At 41.3% G+C, this 22,685-nt stretch carries 23 protein-coding genes; 7 read left to right on the forward strand and 16 right to left on the reverse strand.

Going from position 1 to position 22,685, the window contains the following annotated elements; translation table 11 throughout:
• Nucleotides 1-104: 104 nt before the first annotated feature.
• From FKN05_RS03370 to potA, 4 genes are all read right to left on the reverse strand, one after another.
• Nucleotides 105-1,136, reverse strand: a complete 1,032-nt coding sequence (locus FKN05_RS03370) for an extracellular solute-binding protein (RefSeq protein WP_170886899.1) — start codon at nucleotides 1,134-1,136, stop codon at nucleotides 105-107.
• A gap of 98 nt (nucleotides 1,137-1,234) precedes the next feature.
• Nucleotides 1,235-2,005, reverse strand: coding sequence for a spermidine/putrescine ABC transporter permease PotC (gene potC, locus FKN05_RS03375; RefSeq protein ID WP_099612431.1), 771 nt, complete (start codon nucleotides 2,003-2,005; stop codon nucleotides 1,235-1,237).
• Nucleotides 2,005-2,862 (reverse strand): spermidine/putrescine ABC transporter permease PotB, encoded by an 858-nt coding sequence (gene potB / locus FKN05_RS03380; protein ID WP_170887232.1) that lies wholly within the window; start codon nucleotides 2,860-2,862, stop codon nucleotides 2,005-2,007. Before potB ends, potC begins: the two co-directional genes overlap by 1 nt.
• The gene (gene potA, locus FKN05_RS03385; protein WP_170886900.1) at nucleotides 2,846-3,979 is read right to left on the reverse strand and encodes a spermidine/putrescine ABC transporter ATP-binding protein PotA; all 1,134 of its coding nucleotides are present in this window, start codon (nucleotides 3,977-3,979) and stop codon (nucleotides 2,846-2,848) included. The genes potB and potA overlap by 17 nt, the downstream gene beginning before the upstream one ends.
• Before the next feature lie 459 nt (nucleotides 3,980-4,438).
• Here potA and FKN05_RS03390 point away from each other — a divergent pair, with 459 nt between their 5' ends.
• The 3 genes from FKN05_RS03390 (at nucleotide 4,439) to FKN05_RS03400 (ending at nucleotide 6,688) form a co-directional block, all read left to right on the forward strand.
• On the forward strand, nucleotides 4,439-5,242 hold the full coding sequence (locus tag FKN05_RS03390; protein ID WP_170886901.1) for a DUF2189 domain-containing protein: 804 nt from the start codon (nucleotides 4,439-4,441) through the stop codon (nucleotides 5,240-5,242).
• A gap of 64 nt (nucleotides 5,243-5,306) precedes the next feature.
• Nucleotides 5,307-6,023, forward strand: coding sequence for a glucosaminidase domain-containing protein (locus FKN05_RS03395; protein WP_524540893.1), 717 nt, complete (start codon nucleotides 5,307-5,309; stop codon nucleotides 6,021-6,023).
• Nucleotides 6,024-6,025: 2 nt separating this feature from the next.
• Complete coding sequence (locus FKN05_RS03400) at nucleotides 6,026-6,688, forward strand: DUF2987 domain-containing protein (protein ID WP_170886903.1); 663 nt, start codon at nucleotides 6,026-6,028, stop codon at nucleotides 6,686-6,688.
• A 56-nt stretch (nucleotides 6,689-6,744) separates the two neighbouring features.
• Here the strand turns inward: FKN05_RS03400 and ttcA are convergent, their stop codons facing one another.
• From ttcA to ccoN, 11 genes are all read right to left on the reverse strand, one after another.
• Nucleotides 6,745-7,677, reverse strand: coding sequence for a tRNA 2-thiocytidine(32) synthetase TtcA (gene ttcA, locus FKN05_RS03405; protein WP_161427110.1), 933 nt, complete (start codon nucleotides 7,675-7,677; stop codon nucleotides 6,745-6,747).
• Between the two features lie 151 nt (nucleotides 7,678-7,828).
• On the reverse strand, nucleotides 7,829-8,776 hold the full coding sequence (uspE, locus tag FKN05_RS03410; RefSeq protein WP_099612425.1) for a universal stress protein UspE: 948 nt from the start codon (nucleotides 8,774-8,776) through the stop codon (nucleotides 7,829-7,831).
• A gap of 144 nt (nucleotides 8,777-8,920) precedes the next feature.
• Complete coding sequence (gene fnr, locus FKN05_RS03415) at nucleotides 8,921-9,673, reverse strand: fumarate/nitrate reduction transcriptional regulator Fnr (protein WP_099612424.1); 753 nt, start codon at nucleotides 9,671-9,673, stop codon at nucleotides 8,921-8,923.
• An 87-nt stretch (nucleotides 9,674-9,760) separates the two neighbouring features.
• On the reverse strand, nucleotides 9,761-10,444 hold the full coding sequence (locus FKN05_RS03420; protein ID WP_099612423.1) for a sulfite exporter TauE/SafE family protein: 684 nt from the start codon (nucleotides 10,442-10,444) through the stop codon (nucleotides 9,761-9,763).
• 3 nt (nucleotides 10,445-10,447) lie between these two features.
• Nucleotides 10,448-10,660, reverse strand: coding sequence for a cbb3-type cytochrome oxidase assembly protein CcoS (gene ccoS, locus FKN05_RS03425; RefSeq protein WP_099612422.1), 213 nt, complete (start codon nucleotides 10,658-10,660; stop codon nucleotides 10,448-10,450).
• Nucleotides 10,653-13,031, reverse strand: a complete 2,379-nt coding sequence (locus FKN05_RS03430; protein WP_170886904.1) for a heavy metal translocating P-type ATPase — start codon at nucleotides 13,029-13,031, stop codon at nucleotides 10,653-10,655. The genes ccoS and FKN05_RS03430 overlap by 8 nt, the downstream gene beginning before the upstream one ends.
• Nucleotides 13,032-13,035: 4 nt before the next feature.
• Nucleotides 13,036-13,515 carry a FixH family protein gene (locus tag FKN05_RS03435; RefSeq protein WP_170886905.1) on the reverse strand — a complete coding sequence of 160 codons (480 nt, stop codon included), beginning with the start codon at nucleotides 13,513-13,515 and terminating at the stop codon, nucleotides 13,036-13,038.
• 77 nt (nucleotides 13,516-13,592) lie between these two features.
• The gene (gene ccoP, locus FKN05_RS03440; RefSeq protein WP_099612420.1) at nucleotides 13,593-14,576 is read right to left on the reverse strand and encodes a cytochrome-c oxidase, cbb3-type subunit III; all 984 of its coding nucleotides are present in this window, start codon (nucleotides 14,574-14,576) and stop codon (nucleotides 13,593-13,595) included.
• Nucleotides 14,573-14,746: a cbb3-type cytochrome oxidase subunit 3 gene (locus FKN05_RS03445; RefSeq protein ID WP_099612419.1), complete on the reverse strand. Its 174-nt coding sequence runs from the start codon at nucleotides 14,744-14,746 to the stop codon at nucleotides 14,573-14,575. The genes ccoP and FKN05_RS03445 overlap by 4 nt, the downstream gene beginning before the upstream one ends.
• An 11-nt stretch (nucleotides 14,747-14,757) precedes the next feature.
• A complete protein-coding gene (gene ccoO, locus FKN05_RS03450) occupies nucleotides 14,758-15,378 on the reverse strand; it encodes a cytochrome-c oxidase, cbb3-type subunit II (protein WP_161427107.1) in 621 nt (206 codons plus the stop codon).
• A 13-nt stretch (nucleotides 15,379-15,391) separates the two neighbouring features.
• Nucleotides 15,392-16,819, reverse strand: a complete 1,428-nt coding sequence (ccoN, locus tag FKN05_RS03455) for a cytochrome-c oxidase, cbb3-type subunit I (protein WP_161427106.1) — start codon at nucleotides 16,817-16,819, stop codon at nucleotides 15,392-15,394.
• Nucleotides 16,820-17,094: 275 nt separating this feature from the next.
• Here ccoN and FKN05_RS03460 point away from each other — a divergent pair, with 275 nt between their 5' ends.
• The 4 genes from FKN05_RS03460 to FKN05_RS03475 all read left to right on the forward strand — a co-directional run bounded on the left by FKN05_RS03460 (nucleotide 17,095) and on the right by FKN05_RS03475 (nucleotide 21,996).
• On the forward strand, nucleotides 17,095-17,454 hold the full coding sequence (locus tag FKN05_RS03460; RefSeq protein WP_099612416.1) for a hypothetical protein: 360 nt from the start codon (nucleotides 17,095-17,097) through the stop codon (nucleotides 17,452-17,454).
• A 63-nt stretch (nucleotides 17,455-17,517) separates the two neighbouring features.
• Nucleotides 17,518-18,705: an FIST signal transduction protein gene (locus FKN05_RS03465; RefSeq protein ID WP_099612415.1), complete on the forward strand. Its 1,188-nt coding sequence runs from the start codon at nucleotides 17,518-17,520 to the stop codon at nucleotides 18,703-18,705.
• Between the two features lie 9 nt (nucleotides 18,706-18,714).
• Complete coding sequence (locus tag FKN05_RS03470; RefSeq protein ID WP_170887233.1) at nucleotides 18,715-20,445, forward strand: ATP-binding protein; 1,731 nt, start codon at nucleotides 18,715-18,717, stop codon at nucleotides 20,443-20,445.
• A gap of 279 nt (nucleotides 20,446-20,724) precedes the next feature.
• Nucleotides 20,725-21,996: an O-acetylhomoserine aminocarboxypropyltransferase/cysteine synthase family protein gene (locus FKN05_RS03475; protein WP_099612413.1), complete on the forward strand. Its 1,272-nt coding sequence runs from the start codon at nucleotides 20,725-20,727 to the stop codon at nucleotides 21,994-21,996.
• A 525-nt stretch (nucleotides 21,997-22,521) separates the two neighbouring features.
• Here the strand turns inward: FKN05_RS03475 and FKN05_RS03480 are convergent.
• Nucleotides 22,522-22,683, reverse strand: a complete 162-nt coding sequence (locus tag FKN05_RS03480) for a YoaH family protein (RefSeq protein ID WP_099612412.1) — start codon at nucleotides 22,681-22,683, stop codon at nucleotides 22,522-22,524.
• Between the last annotated feature and the right edge of the window lie 2 nt (nucleotides 22,684-22,685).

The following is a 22,685-nucleotide window of genomic DNA, read 5'->3' on the forward strand; positions in this document are numbered from 1 at the left end:
GCAATAGCCTAAATTAGGCAAAAGGTGAAGCTAATCAGTGGCTAAGTATAGCAGACCCAAAAAAAATAGGCAGCTAATGCTACCTATTTATCAATACTGTTAAGTTATTGTCCGGCTTTTAACTTCATGAAATAATCTTCATACTTCACGGTTTTATGGCCAACGGCGGCTTGCCACTCAACACGATCTAAATCTTCTTGTGAAGGGAAAAGCGGTTCAACATCTTTAAATTTTGCATTAGATTGGGCGACCCCGGTTAGATATCCAGTATCACGAGAAATCTGCTCCGCAATTTCAGGACGCAATAAAAAGTCGATCATTTTATGTGCTGCTTCGACATTTTTTGCACCAGAGCTAATCGCAAAGTTATCGACCCATCCGATTCCGCCTTCTTTTGGGAAGATTAATTTAATCGGGAGCCCTTCTTTCTGTGCTGCAGCGGCTGAACCATTCCACAACATACCTAGGCCAACTTCGCCAGAGAGATAAGGAGCAGCGGGGTTATCAGAGTTGAAAACCAACACATTTGGCATCAGTTTACGTAACTCCGAATAAGCTTCATCAATCTGCTTATCATCCGTTGTGTTACCGGAGTAACCAAGTTTACGCAGAGCAATATGGAAGACTTCACGCGTGTCATCCATCAACATGAGCTGACTGGCTAATTCTGGTTTCCACAAATCACCCCAACTTTGAAAATCGTTGGGATCATACATATCGGTATTGACCGCAAGCCCGGTAATTGCCACAACATGAGGAATTGAGTAGTCGTTATTTGGATCGTAAGGCTTATTGAGATAGTTCGCATCTAAGTTAGCAAAATTGCTTAACTTTGATTTATCTATCTTTTGCAGCATTCCCTCATCGCGCATTTTCGACACAAAGTAAGTCGACGGTACGACAAGATCATAGCCTTGGTTATGGGTTTTTAGCTTGGCATATAAAGTTTCATTCGATTCATAAGTAGAATAAATAACTTTAATCCCGGTTTCCTTAGTAAACTGTTCTAGTATGCCACTATTAATGTATGGCCCCCAGTTCATAAATACCAATTCCTCATCCTGCGCAACCGCTGTATGTGATAACAGAGAAAGCGCACATGCACTACCAGCTAATAGAGTAGCCCATTTTTTCATTGACGTTAGCTCCAAACCAAACGTAGCCCCATGGGGCATTATATAGAAAAACAGAATGACGATCGCCATTCTGTTCCGTGTTAAATATCAAGTGAATATTACTTCACTTTTTCCCTTGCTAACAACTGTGATGTGATCACAAGTAGTAATGAAACGACTAGCATCACGGTTGCCAACGCATTCACTTCTGGTGAAATTCCAACCCGAACCATCGAGTAAATTTTTAGCGGTAAAATTTCGTAGGTGGGCCCGGTCACAAACGAGCTAATAATCACATCGTCTAAAGATAGTGTAAAGCTCAATAGCCAACCAGCGGCAACAGCGGGCTTCGCCAAAGGAAAAATGATTTTTTTCAAAATTACCCATTCACTTGCGCCTAAATCTTTTGCGGCTTCTAACATTTTCACATCAAAACCGTTTAAGCGACTGTATACCGTCACAACCACAAATGGTAAACAGAATGTGATATGGGCAATTAACAGCGTAAAAAATCCGAGTTGTGCGCCTAAGACAATAAAGAGTGCTAGTAGGGCAATGGCCATGACAATGTCTGGTGACATCATGACGACAAACAACATACCATTGACCATTTTTTTACCCTTGAATTGATATCGAAACAGAGCAACGGCCGTTAGGCTACCGATGAGGGTGGCAGCAGTGGCGGAAAATACCGCAACAGTAATTGAGTGCCATGCAGCTTGCATCAAGCTATCATTATTCACTAAAGCGTGATACCACTTGGTGGTAAACCCACCCCAACGGATGCCGAACCGGTTATCGTTAAAAGAGTTGACGATAAGCACTACGATAGGGAGGTATAAAAAGAGATATACCAAGCTCATAAAGCTAAATCTAACTGTTCTTCCCATTAGTCTAGCTCCACTTTTCTATTCAATAATTTTCCAGCACGATAGTAGGCATATAGCATAATGGCCATTGCTGCGGTTAAGGCGATACTGGTTGCAGCCCCAAACGGCCAATCTCGAGCATTTAAAACTTGGCTCTTAATCACGTTACCAATCAGCAAGTTTTTCGCACCACCAAGGAGATCAGCAATATAGAACATGCCTAATGCCGGGAGTAGAACGAGTAGACAACCACCAATAATTCCGGGCATCGTTAAAGGCAATACTACTTTGATCAGCGTTTGTAGCTTATTGGCACCGAGATCTCGCGCAGCTTCAATGTAAGTGCTATCGAGTTTTTCAATCGCAGAATAGAGCGGTAGGATCATAAAAGGCAGTAGAATATAGACCAAACCAATCATCACGGCAGTTTCGGTGTACATGATACGCAATGGTGTCTCGATTACTCCGATTCCGAGCAGTAACTTATTTAAGATCCCTTGGGTACCTAATACTACTTTTAATCCATAGGTGCGGATTAATGAGTTGGTCCAGAAAGGAACAATGATAAGAAATAGCATGATAGGACGCCATTTTTCTGGCATTTTGGCCACAATATAAGCAAAAGGGTAGCCAATGACTAAGCAAAGCAGTGTTGCGACAATCGCCATATAAAACGAGTGCAGCATGACTTTGGCATACAAAGGATCCATCAAGCGTAAATAGTTTTCAAAGGTAAACGTAAAATCAATCAGATTGGATTCATCACGAGTGAGAAAACTAGTTCCAATAATCATCAGATTAGGAATAAGAACAAACAGAGTCAGCCATCCGACAATTAATGCGATAATCGCATTTTGCAGATTAATCTTGTTGCTCATCATTGAGGACCACCTCCCAGCTTTCAATCCAAGTAATCGCGACTTTTTGGCCGATAGAGTGGTCTACGTCGGGATCATCCTCATTAAAAAATTCACTGACTAACACTCGCATACCAGAGTCTAACTCAACGATCGACTCTAACGTCATTCCTTTATAAGTTCGATCAGTGACGTGGCCGACAATGCCTCGAGTTTCCGACTCTTTAATTTCTTCGATAAGAAGATCTTCAGGTCGAAGTAGAACTTGCAGTTTATCGCCTTTTACGACCGCTTGATCGTAGTAAACAATAGCAGGCACATCATTGATCGTGACTTTTATCCGCTTATCATCGATACGTTCTTGCATTTCTGCATTAAATACATTGATTTCACCGATAAAGCGCGCAACGAAGAGGTTTTTAGGTTCTTCATAAATCTCACGAGGAGAGCCATCTTGCTCAATAATTCCATCACGCATGACAATAATACGATCTGACATCGATAAAGCTTCTTCTTGATCGTGAGTCACGAAAATAAAGGTAATGCCTAGTTTACGTTGCAGCTGCTTAAGCTCGATTTGCATTTGTTTACGCAGCTTATAGTCAAGAGCCGATAAAGATTCATCAAGAAGTAATACTTTCGGTTTATTAACCACGGCTCGAGCAATAGCGATACGTTGTTGCTGACCACCTGATAGCTGGTGGGGTTTGCGTTGCGCCATTTGTTCTAAACGCACCATACGCAAAGCTTCCATCACGCGAGGTTCAATATCGGCACTAGGAACTTTCTGCATACGCAATCCAAAGGCAACATTGTCGAATACGGTCATATGAGGAAATAAAGCATAACTTTGGAAAACCGTATTAACATGCCTTTGTTCGGCGGGAACTTGGGTAACGTCTTGACCATCAAGTAATATTTGGCCAGCATCAACCGTTTCAAACCCAGCGATCATTCTTAATACGGTGGTTTTACCACACCCTGATGGGCCAAGAATAGTCAAGAATTCACCATGATTCACATCTAAGTTCAGGTGAGAGATGATCTCTTTTCCATCGAAGCTTTTGCTAATGCCAGATAGACGAATAACTGGCGTACCTACCGAGTGTTGTTTATTCAACGTCTGTTTTTCTCCCACGTGTAGTCGTTATACCCTTATCCTACTCCTTATCCTGTTGAATGCATCATTGATCTATTCACAGTAGAAAGTGAGTAAGCAGTGTACCGGAGTGTGACATAAAGTAATTTTATGTGATACAACCAACAGATTGATGACCATCAAGACCATGAAATCGAGCCATCATTAAGTAACTTGGTTATGTTCTTAAAGGGCGCATCATAATTACCATAAACGCTGAAATCAAAGTATTTTCACCTCTTGAAACAGAAAAATTTTTATGGGCAAATGATGGTGATCTTTAACCGAGCTATTTTACTAAGTTTCAACGCTTTCAAGCGGTTAATTATTGACCATGTAAAGCAGAAAGCAAGTCGAGTTTGGTAATGAGATTTTAGACTGCGCCGTATTTCAGTATAATGATCGAATATTTTTCATTTTGGTGTGTTCGCTTTTTAAACAGCCAATCTAGGGCAAACTATGAGTAATAATTTAGAAAAAGAATTCAACTTAGGCGGAACGGTTGAGCAGGCCCTTTCGGGGCAATATCAACTCAAAGTTGGAGAAATATTAAAAGAAGCGTGGGATTGTACCCTAAAGCATTTCTTATCCTTTTCTCCGGCGGTTGGGATCATGATTATAGCTCAGGTGGCTATTTTCTTTATCGCCTTGAAACTGATGATCGGTGATCCATCGCTCATTCTGACCGCATTAGAGCAGGCCGAGGGGTTTTCACAAGAAATAGTACAGGGAATATTGATCGCTAATTTCAGTTATGAAGTGGTCAGCGCGCCGATTTATGCTGGTGTGAGTTTAATGGCCATGAGCCACGCCGCTGGGTTAAAAACTAAAACGAGCCATATTACGAAAGGGTTACAATTTACGATTCCAGTGATTGTAGCTACTTTATTGAGCTTATTGTTACAAGGTATCGCCGGAATGATTTTTCCGCTTTTATCGATGTATTTTTCATTAGCATTTAGTGGTGCCATTCTTCTTATTTGTGAAAAACGTGTACCGCCTGTTCAATCGCTCTGGATTTCATTGCGTGCAGTCAATAGAAAACTTATTCCGTTGGTGGCCATTTATGCGTTATTTATGCTGATGTTTGTCGCTGCGGTATTATTTTACGGTATTGGACTTATTTTTGTGTTGCCTTTCTTTTTTCATGTTAAAGGCATTATTTATCGAAATATGTTTGGTATTCGGTTGAAAATTATCGCCACCAAAAAACCAAACGATCACGATAATGATAACTCAGACTCACAGGTGTTTAATGCGTAAATTTACTTTGATGTTTATTGGTATCGTATTGACAATCTGCGGTGGTCTTTATGTTTATCAAAAAATGGCTGATGAGCCCGAGGCGGTACTCCAAGGGCAAGCGGTATCTGACGCTCCCGATTTTCGGTCTATCAACGATGTACGAGAAAAAAAACATGCCTTTTTCTCTTACTTAAAACCTGGGGTTGCTTTTGAAAATGCTCGGATTTTGCAAGAGAGGAGCCAGATTACTCAGTTACAGCACGTTGTAAGTAAAGGTAAAATGTCAGCCCAGCATCGAGCGCTAGCCATTCAATTAGGTCAGCGATATGGCATTGAGTGGCAAGACACTCAGACAGAGGCATGGTTTGATGCAATGTGGCATCGAGTTGATGTTCTACCTGAAGCGCTGGTACTAACTCAAGCCGCCAATGAGTCAGCTTGGGGAACTTCACGCTTTGCTAGGGAAGCGAATAATTATTTTGGCCAATGGTGTTACGTACAAGGTTGTGGCCTGGTTCCTTTGGCTCGTCAGGAGGGGATGACTCATGAGGTAGCAAAATTTAGTTCAGTACAAGAATCTATCCATCGTTATTTTATGAACGTCAATCGCAATCCAGCCTATCACGATCTCAGAGAAATCCGCTTCCAGTTACGTCAGCGTGATGCAGACCTTTTTAGTCTCGAAAGTGCTATGGCATTGAGCAATGGCTTACTGAAATACTCGGAACGTGGTGAAGATTATGTGCACGATTTACAAACGATGATGCGTCATAACCAACCTTATTGGCAGAGTGAATAAACATGAGACTACCGACGACACTTCTACTAACTTGCCTATCATTGGGAGCTTCGCTTCCTGCTCAAGCACAAGAATACATGTTTACTTATTCAAAGTTGTTTTCTCAGTTAAAACACAACACAAAAGAACAGTATTCGGATGTGAAAGTCGGTATTTTTTTTGTGAATGCCGAAAATAAACAGCTTTGCCCGATTGAAAAAGCATGGATGGAAAAAGAAGCTCATTATGAGTTATTGTCTTCCAATAAATCTTATGAGTTATTACTTCCTCTCGATAACCATTTACGGCAAGCCAACCCACTGGTTTTTGTGGATACACCAAACGATATGCGTTGTGATTTTTCTGTGGTGGTATTGAGCAAACAACCACTAGAAGGGCTGGTCTCTTATCAGCAAATCAACCATCTGTTGCCACAAATGCAAAGTTTATTACAAGAGTTGGGGGGCATGTTTGCGGGTTGGTTTACACCGCAAGTTACTGGTGTCACATTAGAATTTGACCCTGAAATGCAGGGACACATAGAGTTGAGTAGTGGAGAATGGCTGCCGATTATTGATGGTAAGGTTCAAGTTTCGCTTGAACAGATCGGTGAGCAGGGTTGGATGCGATTACCTAAGGCAACTCGGCGAGTATTGCCTTTCTTGCCAGAAGCTAGTTCGAGGTGATTACTCAATACTTCGATGCGCATCATAAGACGTGCATCGAAGTCGATAGTGCTTCTTTATACGTTAGTAATATCAAGCATTAAGCTTGGATCAAACTCTGTTACCATATCTTCATCATCTGGTTTTAGCTGTGGAAGCGGTTCTTTATCAAAACCAATATCGCCACCATTAATGACACCAGAATCACGGTTTATTGATTTAAAATCAAAAAGTTCAAAGTCAGCTAAATGGCTCGGAACCACATTTTGCATGGCTCTAAACATGGTTTCAATCCGCCCCGGAAATTGTTTATCCCACCCGTTTAGCATTTGTTTAATGTTTTGTCGTTGTAAATTTGGCTGAGAACCACATAAATTACAAGGAATAATCGGGTAGCCGCGCAGATCGGCATATTTAATGATGTCTTTTTCTCGACAATAAGCGAGGGGGCGAATAACCACATGCTCACCATTGTCAGAAACCAATTTCGGCGGCATTCCTTTCATTTTGCCCCCATAAAACATATTTAAAAATAACGTTTCAAGGATATCATCACGGTGATGTCCTAGTGCAATTTTCGTGGCACCTAATGCTTTGGCTGTGCGGTATAAAATACCACGGCGCAAACGTGAGCAGAGCGAGCAAGTGGTTTTACCTTCAGGGATCTTCTCTTGTACAATTGAATAGGTATCTTCTTCAATAATTTTGTATTCCACACCCAAACTTGCAAGGTATTCAGGAAGAATGTGCTCAGGGAAACCGGGTTGTTTTTGATCTAGGTTCACAGCGATTAATGAAAAAGAAACGGGGGCACTTTTTTGCAAACTCATCAAAATATCTAGCATGGTAAAGCTATCTTTACCCCCCGACAAACATACCATGATACGATCGCCATCTTCGATCATATTAAAGTCTGCAATGGCTTGGCCGGTATTACGGCGAATACGTTTTTGTAATTTATTAAAATTGTATTGTTGGGCTTTGGTTAGTGCTTGGGTCTGCTCTGTCATTAGCTTGCGGTCTTTATCTTCAAAACAAAGTGAAGTGCGTATGATACGGATATATGATCGAGATGCTAGGGTTTGTTGACCTTTTACGATTAAATAAAAACGCCCAAAAGCAATCGCTGGGCGTTTTTGATCAGCAAACATTAAGTGAGGATTAATTCGCAACTTTTGGATCAAGCGGGCTGATGTAACCTTTAGGTTTTAGCGCTAAAACATCACAATTGATTTTATCGATCACTTGTTCTGCTGTATTACCAATAAAAACCGCAGACAGGCCAGTTCGTCCAGTTGTTCCTAAAATAACCATGGCTGCATTGAGTTTTTCAGCTGCGGCTGGAATCACATCTTCAGGTAAACCTTGTTGAACCACCGTTTGTTCTTCATTCAAGCCATGTTTTTGGCGTAATGCTTTCATTGCCGTGAGATGATGACCACGAACTGCATCGGTGTAAGTCGTTGGGTCAAATTCTGGCAGCTCAATTGTAATATTAGCTGGTGTAACCGGATAAGCATTCACCAAGTAAGGCATTGCATCCAATCGAGAAGTTAAACAGAGTAACTGTTCAACCATAATATCATTCAATTCAAGATGTGCTTCAACTTCAGACCCTACATGAACTGAAGCGATAATATTCGCATTTTCAGGCCAGTCAGCATTTTTAACCAATAAAACCGGGGTTGGGCACTTGCGCAATAGATGCCAATCGGTGGGGGTGAAAATAACCGACTCAAGAATATCATGCTTGCGCGTCCCCTTAATCAGAATATCGTGTTCACCAGAAAAAACCTCTGCGATGATCGCTTCATAAGGACGATTATGCCAGACCACTTTGACGCTAAAGTTAATGGAAGAATCAATATAATCTTCAGCGACTTTTTTCATCCACTTTTCTCGTTGATGAATGACACCTCGTCGCATGGCATCTCTTTCATCCATCGAAAGCATAGAGGTCATATCATAAGAAAAGTCATAAATCGACATAAAGAAAGTAATTTGGCTCGGGGAACGACTTTTTGCGGCTAACTGAACCGCTCGGGCAAGTGCTGGTTGTTCATCGTGATTAATATCTGCAACCACTAATATCTTGTTGTAGATGCTCATAACAGACTCCTTGTTTGTGTAGGAGGTTTAGGACCCACCAACCTTAGAGTTACTTTAGCGCAGTTAGCGTCAGAGTTTTAGCGAATATGAGAAGATTTTTCGGAAAAGTATGAGGTAGCTCATTAAAGAGCTACCTCATTGAACTTATTTAGATTCTTTTGACACACCAGCCAATTGCATTAATGCATCATGATCTAAGATGGTGATATATTTGCCTTTTACGCTTAAAATTTCAGATTTTTGAAATCGACCCAGTAGGCGGCTAATGGTTTCGACCGTTAAGCCTAAGTAGTTACCAATATCTCCGCGGGTCATCGTTAAGCGAAACTCTCGCGGGCTGAAGCCACGTTGAGAAAAACGCGTCGATAAATTATATAAAAACGCGGCTAAACGTTCTTCTGCATTCTTTTTAGACAGCAAGAGAATCATTTCCTGATCGCCTTTAATCTCATTACTCATCAAACGCATAATTTGTTGACGTAGCTTAGGCATTTTCCCTGACAAGTCATCAAGAATTTCATAGGGAATTTCACACACCATGGACGTTTCTAATGCTTGCGCAAAACTGGGATGACAATCCTCGGTAATGGCATCAAAGCCGACCAGATCACCAGCAAGGTGAAAGGCAGTGATCTGCTCATCGCCTTGTTCGGTAATGGTATAGCTTTTAATGGTTCCTGAGCGTATCGCATAAAGAGAACGAAGTTCATCGCCTGCCTTAAACAATTCTTGACCCTTTTGAATTGGCTTTTTACGCTCAATAATTTGATCAAGCTGATCTAACTCTGACTCGTTTAATGTAAATGGAATACAAAGCTGACTAATACTGCAGTCTTGGCAGTGAATTGCACAACCACCAGATTGAATGCGCTTTGCAGCAGGCTTATCAGAAATCATAACAACCTTTCACTAAATTGATATACATCAAGATTCTACCATTCATTAACATGAAAGGATAGTCTAAAAGTCTCACTCACTTTCTTCTTAAGATAGGGCGAGCAATATTTCAACAGCGCCATAAGCGGTATAAAAGCCATAGGCAATAATTGAAAGAGCGGCTAGTTGACGAAAATATTTAGACTGTTGAATATGTTTTAATTTAGTCGCACTCGCGCCTATAGCTAACATCGCTGGTAGTGTCCCCATGCCAAATGCGCCCATAATTAAAGCGCCCGAAATGGCACTGCCTGAAACGGCAGCCCAAGTCAGTATGGAATAAACTAATCCACACGGTAACCAGCCCCAAATAAAGCCAAATGGGATCGCTTGCCAACGGGATGTTAAGGGTAAAAAGTGGCGTCCTAATGGTGAAAGGTAATACCACAGTTTTTGCCCAACCGCTTCTAACTTTAATAGCCCAAACCACCAGCGACCAATATAAAGACCCAGTATGACCATAAACATGGCGGCCAATAAACGTAACCAAATGAGAGATTGATTTAAGCTAGCGAGTTGAGAGATTGAGGCGGTGAATCCACCAATCAAAGCGCCAAAAACCATATAGCTAATGATACGCCCTGCATTGTAAAGAAGGAGAGTATGAGACATAGGATGAGCAGAGGGGGATCCGATGGTTAATAATGAACTTAACCCGCCACACATCGCCATACAGTGCCCAGCTCCGAGCAGACCAATCACAAACGCTCCAATAAAATCTGGCGTGACCATGGCTTATTTGTCCTCTTTTTCTTGTGGTTCTAGGCGGTATTGTGATTTGCAAGCATCGGTTTCTTCTTGTTTTGGCTCTTCATCATCAAACAAAATGTTATGACCTTGCCGCTCTAAATCTTCAAATTGATCATGTTTTACCGCCCAGATAAAAATCGCACAGGCGAGGGCGGTAAATAAAATGGCAGCGGGCACTAATAGAAAAAAACTATCCATGGAACTTCAATAACCTCATTGAATTTGCAATCACGACAACCGAGCTGAGCGACATTCCTAAAGAGGCAATATAAGGCGGGACATAACCCATTATGGCTAAAGGTAGAATCAGTAGGTTATAGAACAAAGATAGCCATAAATTCTCTTTAATGATTTTCCGAGTGTTAAACGCAAGTTTTCGAGCTTTAAGCACATTACTGAGTTTGTCATTCAATAAAACCATATCAGATGAAGCTTTAGCGACATCGGTTCCTCCTCCCATGGCAACAGAAAGATGCGCGCCGGCTAGGACAGGAGCATCATTAATACCGTCACCAATCATTAAGGTGATGGTATCATCCGGTAGAGAGTGTAGATAGTTTAATTTTTGTTCTGGAGTCACATTCGCAACCACATGTTCAATGCCCATTTTGTCCGCGACTCGTTGTACGTTCAATTGATTATCTCCGGATAATAGAGTTAAACGAATCCCCGCATTTTTGAACTCAGTGACCATCGCCAAGCTCTCACGACGAATCGGATCGCGGTAATAAAATGAAGCGATCAACCGTGTATTACTACTGAGATAAATACAATCGAGTTCTTGCGCATCGAGATCGGATTGACCTAAAGTAAAAAACGCCGAGCCTAATCGGAGAGTTTGTCCTTGATAAATGCCCTGTAGACCACTTCCTATTACGTTTTTTACCTGTTCAACTTGATAACTCTCATCCGCAAAAGAAGTAAAAGCTTTCGCTAAAGGATGATTAGCATGTCGCTCTAAACTGGCGGCAATGGCTTGACATTGCTGGAGGGAAAAATGTGCATCATGTACTTTTGTTTGATAAATCTCGATGCGACCTTCAGTCAGTGTTCCCGTTTTATCCATAATCAAGTGATTCACTTGACAAAGAGTTTCAAAAACATGCCCTTTACGGAGTAAAATGCCAAAGTGGCTTAAACGAGAGGTCGCACAGGTAATTGCGGTCGGAGTGGCTAATGCGAGGGCGCATGGGCAGGTTGCCACTAAAACCGAAAGCATGATCCAAAATGCGTCTTCTGGATGATAAAAGTGCCAAAATAGCCAAGTCCCTGCGCCAATAACTAATGTCGCTATGACAAAATAACGTGAAACAATATCGGCAATTTCTGCAATTCTTGGTTTACTTATCTGGGCGTTATCTTGCATGCGAACTATATGAGAAATCATTGACTCTGCTTTATTTTTAGTTACCTGCATTTCAAAAGATTCATCACCATTTAAAGTGCCAGCAAAAACATCATCACCCATTATTTTCACGACAGGAACGGACTCCCCTGTTAACATGGACTCATCCACATACACTTGCCCTGAAAGAATTTTTCCATCAGAAGGAATATTTTCTCCTGGTAACACTCGTAATGTATCGCCTACATTCAATTGCCTTACAGGGACTTGTGATCCATCAGATAAGGTAGCAAACGTTGGCACCAATTTGAGCAAATTTGCACTATGAGCAGAGGCTTCTCGTCGAGCTTTCATCTCAAAATATCGGCCAAGTAATAAGAAGAAAGCAAACATGGTTACCGCTTCATAAAACACCTCGCCTGAACGGTTGACTGTCGCAACAACACTTGCAACATATGCCATGATCATTGCGATAGAAACCGGGATATCCATACTTGGTGCGCGAGCTTTGATGCTTCGCCATGCATTTTCATAAAATGGCCACGCTGAATAAAGCATGACAGGAGTGGCAAAGAAAAAGCTAACGATCCGAAAATAATGTTTAAAAGCGTCATCGAGATCGGAAAAAACTTCTAAATAGAGTGCAACAGCAACCATCATAACCTGCATCGATGCGATACCGGCAACACCGATACGATAAAGGTATTGCTTTGAAGCTCGGTGGTATGCTTGTTCTTGATCGTCTTGTTCAAAAGGGGAGGCTTTGTAACCTAACCTTTGTAGTTGGGTGATAATGGCACTTAGTTTTATTTTCGTGGGGTCCCAGACGAGTCGAGCTCGATGAGTTAGGGTATTGACACTGACTTCTGCTATTCCTGCTTGTTTTAGCATGTGTTTTTCAATTAACCAAGCACAGGCGGCACAGGAAACACCTTCGAGGCCTAACGTGACCTCATTATACTCATCATGCTTAAAAACAAATTCCTCTTGAATCGTGTCATCATCATAGTGAGTTAAGTTTTTAAGCGCATCAGGAACAAGGTCAATTTTTTCGGCCGTTTTTTGTCGGTATTGATAGTAGGAAACAAGGCCACTGTCTACTATCGTCTGAGCTATCGTTTGACAGCCAGGGCAGCACATCTCTCGTTGTTCGCCTAAGATCATCACCGTCAATTGGGTATCGGCTGGGACATCTTCGCCACAGTGATAACACGTTTTTTTCATAAGCCTAATTCAGCAATTGAGTGGCTGCGACCGAGGGAAAGTTGACCTTTCCTTGAATCAACCATTGATCGTTATGCGGCGATAATTCTAAAAACCATGGACCGTTGAGCGCTTCATCCAATTTTATTCGATAATGACCTTGAAAGTCGGCAGTCACGAGTTGAGTAAAGTCACGATCCGGCAACGTTCGATGAGCAAACATAATATTGAGTGCAGGGTAATGCGGCAAAGAACCTTTATCGAGCTGAATAACGACATCGTTACCTTCTGAAAGAATCGCCGCTTTGAGGTGATGGCGTTTTGCCTGATTAATTTTTGATAAGTCAATATTGATTCCTTTCCCTTTTTTATAATAATCCTCCGTGACCATAGAAACTGAGTTTTGATGAAAGATAAAGACAACAATTAAGGTTCCAATGACCACCATCGAAGGTAATATAATTAAGAACCAGGGCCAGAATTGTTTATACCAAGGTTGTTCCATAAGAATATTCTCTACAACAAAAGATAGAACATAAAACTGATAGAGAACCAGCCCCTTTTAGGGGCTGATTTGAAACGCTATTTCATTGTATCTGAATTACTCAAACTCCAGACATAAGCGGCAACAAGCTGAACTTTATCTTCACCCAATATGTCCAACCATGCAGGCATCACACCGGAACGACCATACATAACGGTTTCTGTGACATCGGCACGGGAACCGCCAAAAAGCCAATATTGGTCGGTTAGATCTGGAGCACCAACCGCAGGGTTTCCTTTACCATCAGTACCATGACAGGCAGCGCAAACGACAAAACGATTTTTTCCGGCTGCTGCTTCACGGGCATTAACAGAACGGCCTGAGAGACTCAAGGTATAGCTGACGACTTCTTTAACACCTTGTTCACCAAGAGAGTCTTTCCATCCAGGCATTTCACCGATGCGACCGTGGCGAATCGTGGTAATAATCGCCTCTGGTTCTCCACCATAAAGCCATGCTTTATCGGTGAGATTAGGAAACCCTTTTTGTCCGCGAGCATCAGAACCATGGCATTGAGAACAGTTTTGCAAAAACAGACGTTGACCAACATTTAAAGCGTCTGAATCGGCGGCAATCTCTGGTAATGAGCGTAGTTCATCCCCGCCGTTTTGGTAGGCAAGTTTTCTGAATTGTTCACCAAAGTAAGTTTGTGCGTCATCTAATTCTTTTGCGTATTGAACCAAACGCTTATTTTGTTGAGCGGCTTCGATAGAGGATTCAGATGCCGCTAGTGAACGCACCGTTTGATCTGAACTCTGCCAGCCAAGTAACCCTTTAAAGTTACCCAAACCAGGATAAAGAGCGAGATAAATCGCGGCAAAAACAAATGTTCCAATAAACAAATATGTCCACCACTTAGGCAGCGGATTATTGATTTCTCGGATGCCATCATAGTCATGGCCCATGTCTTTGCCTTCTTCTACCCCCATTTTGTCTTTCAAACACCAAATGAGTAGAGCCGCACAGCCCAGTAGTGTTCCGACTGTGATGACGATAATCCAAAGACTCCAAAATGTCGTCATTGCTTGGTCTCTCCTTGTTTTTTCGATGAAGATGGCTCTTCGTCGAAGATGAGATTAGCTGCTTCATCAAAACGTGCTTTACGTTTCTTCCCGTAAGCCCACCATACAACACCAATAAAGCAGACAAACAGGACAATGGTCCAAATACTGTGAATCGTACCGATATCCATAAATACTTCCTCTATTTCATTGCATGACCAAGCGACTGAAGATAAGCAATGATGGCATCCATCTCTGTTTTACCTTCTAATTCTTTTGGTGCATTGGCAATTTGTTCATCGGTATAAGGCACACCAAAGCGATCACGGAATAAGGCCATTTTCTGTTGAGTATGCTTATCACTGACTGCATTTTTTGCTAACCATGGGAAACCAGGCATATTAGATTCAGGAACCAACTCACGAGGGTCAATTAAATGAACACGGTGCCACTCGTCAGAATAGCGTGCACCCACTCGAGCAAGATCTGGCCCAGTACGTTTTGACCCCCATAAGAAAGGATGTTCCCAGACGCTTTCACCGGCGACGGAATAGTGCCCGTAACGTTCAGTTTCAGAGCGGAAGGGACGGATCATCTGGCTATGACACACATGACATCCTTCACGGATGTAGATATCACGGCCCTCCAACTCTAAGGCAGTGTAAGGACGTAAATTATCGACCGGTTCATTGGTTTGTTGCTGAAAGATCAAGGGCGTAATTTCGACTAAAGCTCCCAGACTAATAGCAAAGACGATCAAAATAGCCAGTAAACCTACATTACGTTCTACTATTTCATGGCGGTTTTTAGCGTTATGACTCATGCTCTCAATCTCCTTATACCGGCTGAGGAATAGCTTTTAAGCTATCTTTCGGGGCTGAAATGGTTTTATAGGTGTTATAAGCCATGACAAACATACCTGATAAGAAAATAAAGCCACCAATAAAACGAACGGTATAAAAAGGATAAGAGGCTTGAACAGACTCAACAAAACTATAAGTGAGTGTGCCATCAGAGTTCACTGCACGCCACATTAGTCCTTGCATTACGCCTGAGATCCACATTGCGACGATGTATAACACTGTACCAATCGTTGCGAGCCAGAAGTGCATGGTGATTAAACCAACAGAATACATACGTTCTTGTCCAAATAAGCGCGGGATAAGGTGGTAAACGGATCCGATAGATACCATAGCGACCCAACCTAAAGCTCCAGAATGCACATGGCCTACCGTCCAATCAGTATAATGAGAGAGGGCATTGACGGTTTTAATCGACATCATCGGCCCTTCAAAAGTTGACATACCATAGAAGGAAAGCGAAACGATCAAAAAACGTAAAATGGGATCATCGCGTAATTTATGCCATGCACCCGACAGCGTCATAATACCATTGATCATACCTCCCCAAGATGGTGCAAAAAGAACCAATGACATCACCATACCGAGAGACTGTGTCCAATCGGGGAGTGCGGTATAATGAAGGTGGTGCGGGCCAGCCCAGATATATAAAGAAATCAAAGCCCAAAAGTGAACGATAGAGAGCCGATATGAGTAAACTGGACGTTCAGCTTGCTTGGGAACAAAATAATACATCATGCCTAAAAAACCAGCCGTCAATAAAAAACCAACCGCATTATGGCCATACCACCATTGCACCATGGCATCAACAGCACCTGAATAAATACTGTATGATTTCATCATTGAGACAGGAATCGCCATGCTATTGACTATGTGTAGAACAGCCACAGTGATAATGAAAGCACCAAAAAACCAGTTCGCGACATAAATATGTGAGGTTTTACGTTTGACTATCGTCCCAAAAAAGACCACAGCATAAGCAACCCAAACGATAGCGATTAAGATATCGATCGGCCACTCTAACTCAGCGTACTCTTTACTGGTGGTGTAACCTAAGGGCAAAGATATAGCAGCGGCAACAATGACCGCCTGCCATCCCCAAAAGGTAAAGGCCGCAAGTCGGCCACCAAAAAGACGAGTTTGACAGGTGCGCTGTACAACATAATAAGAGGTTGCGAATAGGGCACTAGTACCAAACGCGAAAATTACCGCATTTGTATGCAGAGGACGTAAACGACTATACGTCAACCACGGCGTATCAAAGTTGAGCTGTGGCCATACTAATTGAGCGGCTATCAAAACGCCCACAGCCATACCGACAATACCCCATAAAATAGTCACAAGGGTAAATTGACGAACGACTGTGTAGTTGTAGTTTTGTCTAAGCTGCTGTTCTTGGCTCATTTGCATGCTTCCAATGTCTAATTAACTACACTTTACTTTCAACACGACTCATGTCGTAATGCCACCAAGTTGACAACAACAAGCAATCGCCACCATAAAAATAATGGTTATCAAATGCTTGAGAGTTGTTGCTGACTTTATAAAAAAGTGGCATTTTCCAAACGCAACTATACTGCATTTAACAATTTAATGACAGGGATGTAACCTTAGTATTGTTCTGGGCTTGCTTTTTTATTTAAAAAGTTTGAAGTTTGTTACATAGGGAACACAAATCAATGCCATCAGAAAGACTTACAAAACACAGACTTGTTCAAATTACCATCACTTTAACTATTTTACTGGTTGCGTTTATATGGCGCACCATAACGCATGATGACGTTGTCACTCTTGACTGTGTCATTCAACCTAAATGTTCGTTAATTGTGAATGAAAAAGTGCTTACGATAACAAGAAAAGAAAACGATGAAGTTGGGTACAGCCTTTATTATCCTATTGAGGAACCGTGGACGATCACGCCCAAAGAAAATGTGATTAAACAAGAGAGGAATAGATGGTTGGTCAGTGAAGCGACATCAGAAATATACATTGTTGAGTTGGGTATCAAAATTCGTCTTTTATCAAGCAAATCAGGATAAAAATTATACTCTACCTTTCAGATCATGTATAACAAGCAAAGAACTTTTTAAGTATATATACAGATGCGATTAATTACCGCTTACACTCATATATTAACGCCCCAAAAAGCGATAGACCAACTGCAAGAAGAGCTCGAAAAAGAGGGGATCGCGAGTCTTATTTGTTATTATTCAGAAGAATATGCTGGTCATGAAATTCAACATGCGCTCACCCAAGCCTTTCCTTCAACGCCTTTCATTGGCTGTTCTTCCTGCTGTGGGGTCATGACCGATCAAGGTTACCATGCGGGTCCCGTGATTGCGTTAATGGCGATTTATGACTCGTTTTATAGTGCCTATGGCACTGGGCTTATCAATTTTACACTCGGCTGTGACTATAAAAAAAATACCCAAATCGCCCTTCAGCAAGCATTAGTGTCAGCCGACCGAGTGGGTGAAGTTCCAAGCTTAGTTGTTTTACATTCAACCCCCGGTAATGAGGAACTTTTAATTGATGCCATTGATGAAACATTTGGTACTCAAGTTCCTATGATTGGAGGAAGTTCAGCTGATAATGATATTCAAGAGAAGTGGTCTATCATCACTCAAGATGGCTGGAGCCAAAACGGCATTGCTATTCAACTGTTTTTCCCTTCGCAGCCATTACTCACTGGACTAAGCGCGGGTTATTCACCGACCGAATTTGAAGGAAGAGTCACAAAATCGGCTGGACGACTAATTGAACAGATTGATGGAGAAAGAGCGGCTGATATTTATACGGAATGGGTCAGTGATCATTCTGGGATGCAAATCAACGATGATTATCTTTTTCAACATGTCACTCGCTTCCCGTTAGGACGAGTTGCCGGTTATGTACACCAACAGCCCTACTATAAATTATCTCACCCAATTCGAATGACAAAAAATGGAGCATTAGAACAATTTTCCACCATTAAAGAAGGTGAGCGGATCACCCTGATGACCGGCTCGAAAGAGCAATTAATTAATCGAGCGTCCAAAGTAATTAAAGAGGTTAATACTCAAAATTATCATGAATCGCTTATGCTTGGGGCGATCATCATTTACTGTGCAGGTTCAATGTTACGATTAGGGAGTGAAATTTCAACCGTTTACCAGCAATTATCCAAACAGATGCGTGGACATCCTTTTATCTGCCCCTTTACGTTTGGAGAACAAGGACGGTTTACTGGTGGTGAAAATGCGCACGGTAACCTTATGATAGCTTCGGTTATTTTTTATGAATCAGAATAACAATTAATGATGGAACAAGACAAAATTGAACAGTTTAATGAGATGTTACTTGAGCTTGAGCGGAGTAAAGAGCGCGAGCTCAAACTCGCTGAAGAGAACCGAGTTATATTAACCGCGATTTCTACCTTAAGTCATGCCGATAATAAGCATCAGATATTTGATGAATTAAAGAATGTACTACATCGATACATTAAATTTGATGACTTTGTTGTTATCTCTAAACTTAAAGATAAAACTACGTTTGCTACTTTTCTTGCCTCTAATCAAGCGTTTAAAGATAAGTCTTGGTTAAATGGTGATAAATTTCGACGTGTATTAGAAGGTGAGTGCATTATTCTTTTCGAGCCTATCAAGCTAGAAGAGTTTGATAATCTGAATCCCTTTCTTAAAAACCAGATAAAATCGGCGCTTTTTACGGGTATTCGAACCGAAACAAGCGACTCTATTTTATTATTGTTAGGCAGTAGAAAAGGGCAGTTTAGTCTAGAAACGAAAGCAACATTGCAACGTTTTCGTCCATTACTCGAACGAGCGATCAATGATATTGAACATAAAGAAGAGTTACAGCGTCTCGTTGAATTGAAAACGCGCGAATTAACAATAGCACAACAACAAGCAGAGCAAGCGAATCAATCCAAATCTCAGTTTTTAGCCATGATGAGTCATGAGCTGAGAACGCCGCTCAACGCTGTATTAGGATTGATTGAAATTTTACGTAAAGACTCCAATCGTTATCAACAAAATCTGCTTGAACAAATGGAAGGCTCAGCTGAGCTTTTACTGGTCATTATCAATGATATTTTAGATTTAAGCCGTATTGAATCAGGGTATTTTAAGTTACATTGTCACTGGGTTCAGCTCCATAAACGTTTAATGCATGCGCTTGGGTATCATCATAAAGCCGCAGAAACGAAAGGGATCCGTTTTAATGTCCGAACATCCATCTGTGATCACTATGAATACTGGGTTGACCCAGTTAGATTGATGCAAATTCTGTTCAACATTATTGGTAATGCTATAAAGTTTACTCACATTGGCAGTGTCGATGTTTCATTGATAACCGCACGAGATCAGTTGGTTATTGAAGTTAGAGATAGCGGCATTGGCATAGAACAGCAACGAATTGAACATTTATTTTCACCTTTTATCCAAGCTGATAGCTCAATTACTCGTAACTATGGTGGTACTGGCTTAGGGTTAGCAATCACAAAACATCTGGTGAAGTTAATGGGAGGGGAAATCACCGTTCAAAGCCAACTTGGTGAGGGCAGTCAGTTCACCATTAAGTTACCTGTTGAGTCTCGTTTAAATCAAAAAGCCACTGTTTCTTCAACGACTAATATGACGTTGCGCAAACCCGCACAAAATGTAAGTAGCCAAAATATCTTGGTAGTTGAAGATACAAAAACAAACCAAGTGGTCATTCAGTTAATCCTATCTCAGATGGGTTACAATGTAACAATTGCAGAGCATGGTTATCAAGCGATTGAACTGGTAAAGAGCAACGACTCTTTTGACCTAATTTTTATGGATATTTCTATGCCGATTATGGATGGTATTCAAGCAACCCAGCAGTTACGAGCCAATCACATTCAAACGCCTATCATTGCGCTCACCGCTCATGCGATGCAAAGTGATCATAAAGTATTTCTAGAGGCAGGCATGAATGATGTCATTTTAAAACCGATACGTAGCCAAGAACTGCAACGTCTTACTCAGCTTTATTTACAAAGAAATTAATCTTTGCTCTGTATCGCATAATTAGCTTTATTGGTCAGCCATGACACAATAAAGCTAATTATATACTTTATGGTAAATAGGTTATGTTTAATGGAAAATAGCGCGAGTGAATAGAAGTCATCTAAGCCTGAAAGGAATAGTCATTTATTGATTATAACCACGTTATCATATTTAACATAATATACCTAATGCGCACTTAAGTATAACAAGGCTCAATAAGATTGACATGCGAATTACCTCATGTTTTTATGGGCAAACGTTAATCAATAAGGATATGTAATGAAACGTGAAACTCTTGCCTTGCACTATGGTTATCAACCCGATAGCCAACATGCTGTCGCTATTCCTGTCCATCAAACAACCTCATTTAGCTTTGACAATGCTCAGCATGCCGCTGATTTGTTTGATTTAAAAGTTCAAGGTAATATTTATTCTCGAATTATGAACCCTACCTGTGATGTGCTTGAACAGCGGATTACAGCCCTTGAAGGTGGTGTTGGCGGCTTAGCCGTTGCTTCCGGAATGGCCGCAATTACTTACGCCATTCAAACCATCGCTGAAACTGGCGATAATATCATCTCATTAAGTGAACTTTATGGTGGAACTTATAATTTATTTGCTCATACGCTACCAAGACAAGGTATTGAGGTTCGTTTTGTAGATAAAGATAACTTCAATCAAATTGAGCAACTTATCGATCAAAATACACGCGCAATTTTTTGTGAAAGTATCGGTAACCCTTCTGGTAGTTTGGTCGATATCCAAGTTCTAGCTGATATTGCTCATCAACATGGCGTTCCTTTGATTGTTGATAATACTGTTGCGACGCCATTTCTATGGCGTCCTTTTGAACATGGTGCCGATATTGTTGTGCATTCTGCCACTAAATATATTGGTGGGCATGGCACAACAATCGGTGGAGTCATTGTCGATTCTGGAAACTTTCCATGGGCCGATCATGCCGAACGATTTCCATTACTTAATCAGCCTGATGTCTCTTATCACGGCGTTAATTATACTCAGGATATCGGGGCGGCAGCCTTTATTGCACGCGCACGAGTTGTCCCCTTACGTAATATGGGAGCTGCATTAAGCGCTCAATCCGCTTGGAATCTTTTGCAAGGATTAGAAACACTCGCACTACGCATCGAACGCATTAACCAAAATAGTTTAGCCATTGCTCAGTGGCTTACTCAGCATCCTCAAGTGAGTTGGGTGAACTATGCTGGATTACCGACTCATAAAGATCATCACTTAGCTGAAAAATATATGCAAGGACAAGCATCGGGTATTTTAAGTTTTGGTATTGTCGGCGGGCGTGATGCTGGCACTCGATTTTATGATGCACTAAAGTTAATTCTTCGCTTGGTTAATATTGGTGATGCTAAAAGTTGTGCGGCTATTCCCGCAGCAACAACCCACCGTCAACTGAATGACGAAGAGTTAAAAGCAGCCGGTGTTTCAGCTGACATGGTTCGGCTCTCTATTGGGATTGAACACATTGATGATTTACTTTCAGATCTTGATCAAGCTTTACAAGCCTCACAATAATATACACTGCTGATTAGCCTCCTATTTTAATATTTTAGGCTCTTATCATTTAAAGCTCATCAAACGTGACATTGTCACCTCCTTGGTGAGCTTTTTATTTATCTCAATCAAACCTTTTTGCCTCCGCAACTAAGATCCATCCCACATCGTTGTTATACCCTTCCTACTTGAAGCTGCAGGGGTGTTGGCTACGTTCTTTCACCCCAATCACATAGCCAGTCTATGCTCATGGGGATTCACTCACTTGCCGCCTACCTGCAACTCCAAGTTAGTTGTTTGGGTATATTGTCCTTAATAAGAAAGTGACACTGTTGCCTTTTAGCATATCCTACTAGTAAAGATATTGGTGCTATTTGTTTTTGTAATAAAATTACAAGGCATGTTTTTTGACTAAACTAATGAGAAAGGTGGCAGTGTTTTATTTTGATGTAATGCATTGAAATTTATTCATTTTATGTTTTTTGTGTTTATTTGAAACAAAAAAAGAGCGCTTTTAGCGCCCTATTCTTCGACCTTTACTGTAATTTATTCTTTGCTTTGAGAGGTTGTTGCTTGCTCCGTTCGTATAGCTTCGGCAACGACTTTAATGGCTTGTGCCGTACTCATACCTTGTGCCATTAAGTGTTGAATTTGTTCCACGGCGGTTTGTTGCTCGGCATGGGTTAACGTTGGGAAATCATCTAACATAA

The sequence above is a fragment of the Vibrio sp. 1-1(7) genome (assembly GCF_013048485.1).
GTDB classification, from domain to species: Bacteria; Pseudomonadota; Gammaproteobacteria; order Enterobacterales; family Vibrionaceae; genus Vibrio; species Vibrio fujianensis.